Annotated in this window: 6 protein-coding genes; all 6 read right to left on the bottom strand. The window is 28.6% G+C overall.

Annotated features, from left to right (window positions below; genetic code table 11):
- On the bottom strand, positions 1 to 198 hold a 198-nt coding region (locus tag VK071_11965; protein ID HLR36028.1), incomplete at its 3' end, for a hypothetical protein.
- Between the two features lie 139 nt (positions 199 to 337).
- Positions 338 to 514, bottom strand: coding sequence for a hypothetical protein (locus VK071_11960; GenBank protein HLR36027.1), 177 nt, complete (start codon positions 512 to 514; stop codon positions 338 to 340).
- Between the two features lie 343 nt (positions 515 to 857).
- Positions 858 to 1301 carry a hypothetical protein gene (locus tag VK071_11955; protein ID HLR36026.1) on the bottom strand — a complete coding sequence of 148 codons (444 nt, stop codon included), beginning with the start codon at positions 1299 to 1301 and terminating at the stop codon, positions 858 to 860.
- Between the two features lie 119 nt (positions 1302 to 1420).
- The gene (locus VK071_11950) at positions 1421 to 1747 is read right to left on the bottom strand and encodes a hypothetical protein (protein HLR36025.1); all 327 of its coding nucleotides are present in this window, start codon (positions 1745 to 1747) and stop codon (positions 1421 to 1423) included.
- Between the two features lie 167 nt (positions 1748 to 1914).
- Positions 1915 to 2088 carry a hypothetical protein gene (locus VK071_11945; protein HLR36024.1) on the bottom strand — a complete coding sequence of 58 codons (174 nt, stop codon included), beginning with the start codon at positions 2086 to 2088 and terminating at the stop codon, positions 1915 to 1917.
- A 103-nt stretch (positions 2089 to 2191) separates the two neighbouring features.
- Positions 2192 to 2320 (bottom strand): hypothetical protein, encoded by a 129-nt coding sequence (locus VK071_11940; GenBank protein ID HLR36023.1) that lies wholly within the window; start codon positions 2318 to 2320, stop codon positions 2192 to 2194.
- Positions 2321 to 2814 lie beyond the last annotated feature (494 nt).

Raw genomic sequence — 2814 nt, 5'->3', positions numbered from 1 at the left:
ATCCCATAGATACTGTTCATGGTTTTCATTTACTTTTCTTTCTAATACATTTTTACATGGTCTTGTTAAATCTAGTACATAATCTATTTTTTCTATATTAATCTTATTATTCCTTTTAAGTCTTTGCTCCACCCTATTTCCTAGGCCATCATAGCTATATTTTCTTAATAAAGTATCTCCATCTATTACCTCTGTCAATCTATTTTATTACAATCATATAACTATAATATTTTAAATTTATATGACAAAAAATCCTCCATGCGAAAGTAATATATATCATCTTTACATTTATAATTTTTTATTTTTAGACCTAGCTTTATACTAAAAGCCTTTGTCGTTATCCAATTATACCAAAACTAGATAAAGTTGCCGCTATAAAGGCTAGTGCACATCCTGCTATGGCAATTATAAAAGGTTTCTTCAAAGACTTTCCCACACTATAATTAATGTCTATCATTCTCAGCCCTATCATCGTTGTCAAGATACTAATTATCAATAATATAAGTATTAGCATGTATTTCCTCCTTTTAATGTAATAATATCCATATCTACTATAGTAAATATGGTTATTATTTTACATTTTCCTAGTATATAACTTTAAAAAGTCTTATAGTAAGACTATAATTATGTATAATCCCATAACATAAATATAAACTTTAACATTTTATTTTCAATGTTCAAATTAGTACTTTTCTCTATATTTTTATAACAGGGTAAAATATCAACTATTTTTTCCGCTCTGTTTACAATAAGATACTATAATGGACATAGGATTTAAATATGTCCATTATAGTTTTGTTATACTTTTACAATCTAATTTTTAAACCTGTTATATAATTACCTATATTTCTTATTTTTTATTCCCCAAAATATCCCTCACCCGCAACATTACCTATTCCCATATTAGGTAGATAATTTATTGTAAATCTATCTCCTTTATTAATCCCAGGTTGATAATATAGCCTTATTGAAACTACTTCTCCTGTTTCATCATCCTTTATCCTAATCCCTGGATGTGCAGTCATCTTTGTTCTTGCCATAGAGTCATTTAAAGCCTCACCCGTAACAGTTTCATATTCCCTTTTAATCATATGTGGTAAATCTTTTATACTTGGGATTATTGAATAATGTATAAAAAATATAATTATTAACAATACTATAGTAGATAATATTAGAGTAAACCTATCAAATTTAAATTCTCTTATTTTGAGTTCATTAATTACTATATTTATAAGAGTACTACCCACTACAAATGCACCTATAAAAACTAAATAATACGTTAAAGTCGAATAAGAATTCATTTCTGCCTCCCCCTTTTATTCTAAACATCCTATTTCATCTACTTTACCAAATATCCAACCATTTACACCATCGTAAATTTTCCCTTTACCATATCCTTTAATTTTATTAAATAATATTCCTATCCCATATCAAGTGCTAAAAATTCTGCAGTTTCCTTAAAGTCTATTGTCCTCTTTTCACCTTTTACTGGTGAACTCATAATTTTATCTATAACTTGTTGTGGATTTGTATAAGCATTTTTATTTTTTCTATACTTTTTAAATCTTGTTGTTCCTTCTATATTTTTACTTAGATTATCTGATTTAAGATTAAGTGATGTTTCTGATTTTAAAATAGCCCATTCATCTTTTATACCTTTCCCAGTTGGTTTTAAAGATGATTTAACATTGCCATATGATGATTTAATGTTTTTAGATAGTGGCAAACCCTTCTCTCCTTTAAACATCTTAAATGTTTCTGAAACTACAGTTGTAGAAGTTGATATTGTACCGCTTTTTAAACTCCTGCTTCTAGCATTCGATGCAACTTCCCCACCATCAAGTTTAGACCAATTACTTAGCTTAAGTCCATTATTTTTTATATTTGTCTCAACATGATTACCTATATCACGAACTACAGATTCACTGCACTTCCTGCAACTGCTCCAGCTACTGAACTTTTAGTTCCCACAGTTACAGTTGCATTTACAGCTCCTCCTACAGCTGCCCCTATATAATTTGATACCGAAAAATGATCCCAGCTACCTTTTATAAATCCGGTCCCCACATCTGCAACCATCTGCCCCACTACTCCTGTGAATCTACCATGTAATTGGTCATAGTATCTTGCTTCTGCAAAGTTTAGTTCACTTATGTCATCGTATTGATATCCTGTATAGCCAAAGAGTTGACTATTTAGGCTTCTTAAGTCTTCTTTTATACCGAATTAATTCATCATAGCTAAATATTTCTTCCATATATTTTTCTATGCTTCTTATGATACTTCCTTTTCTATCTATTAGGTAAATATCATCTTCCATAGTTCCTAGGATATTTCTATCCCAGAGGTATTCTTCTTTTTCTCCATTTACATCTCGTTCTAATATATTTTTAAATGGTTTTATAAGGTCTAGGGTATAGCTTATTTTTTCTTCTGGTTTGTTGTTTCTTTTTAGAGTTTGTCCTACTCTTTATCAAGTCTGTTATAGCTATATATGATGTTCCTTTATTTTTATTTATTACTTCTTCCATCATATTTTGTGCATTATAAAGATTACTGCATGATTAGATGCAAGATTTAATGATATATGTAATTTAGTCTTTTTAAATAAATTATCCTTTATTCTATTCAACTTTCAAGGTTCAAATAAAATGGTAATAGTTAAATAAAATATATTCACATACTCCTAATCTTTTTAGCCACCATAATATCTACCACTCGATATAAAAATCCTCAATGTAAAAGCAAGATATACCTTGTCTTTACATTGAGTGATTCTTTTAAATCCATATTAATCTTAAATTCACATCTCAG

The organism is Tissierellales bacterium (genome assembly GCA_035301805.1).
GTDB lineage: Bacteria > Bacillota > Clostridia > Tissierellales > DATGTQ01 > DATGTQ01.
Note: the sequence above shows the minus strand (reverse complement) of the source record. Positions and strands in the feature narration are given on the sequence as shown.

Excerpts from the sequence above, each read along its gene's own strand:
- VK071_11960 (HLR36027.1), bottom strand. The coding sequence starts at position 514 with ATGCTAATACTTATATTATTGATAATTAGTATCTTGACAACGATGATA.
- VK071_11955 (HLR36026.1), bottom strand. The coding sequence starts at position 1,301 with ATGAATTCTTATTCGACTTTAACGTATTATTTAGTTTTTATAGGTGCA.
- VK071_11950 (HLR36025.1), bottom strand. The coding sequence starts at position 1,747 with ATGTTTAAAGGAGAGAAGGGTTTGCCACTATCTAAAAACATTAAATCA.
- VK071_11940 (HLR36023.1), bottom strand. The coding sequence starts at position 2,320 with ATGGAAGATGATATTTACCTAATAGATAGAAAAGGAAGTATCATAAGA.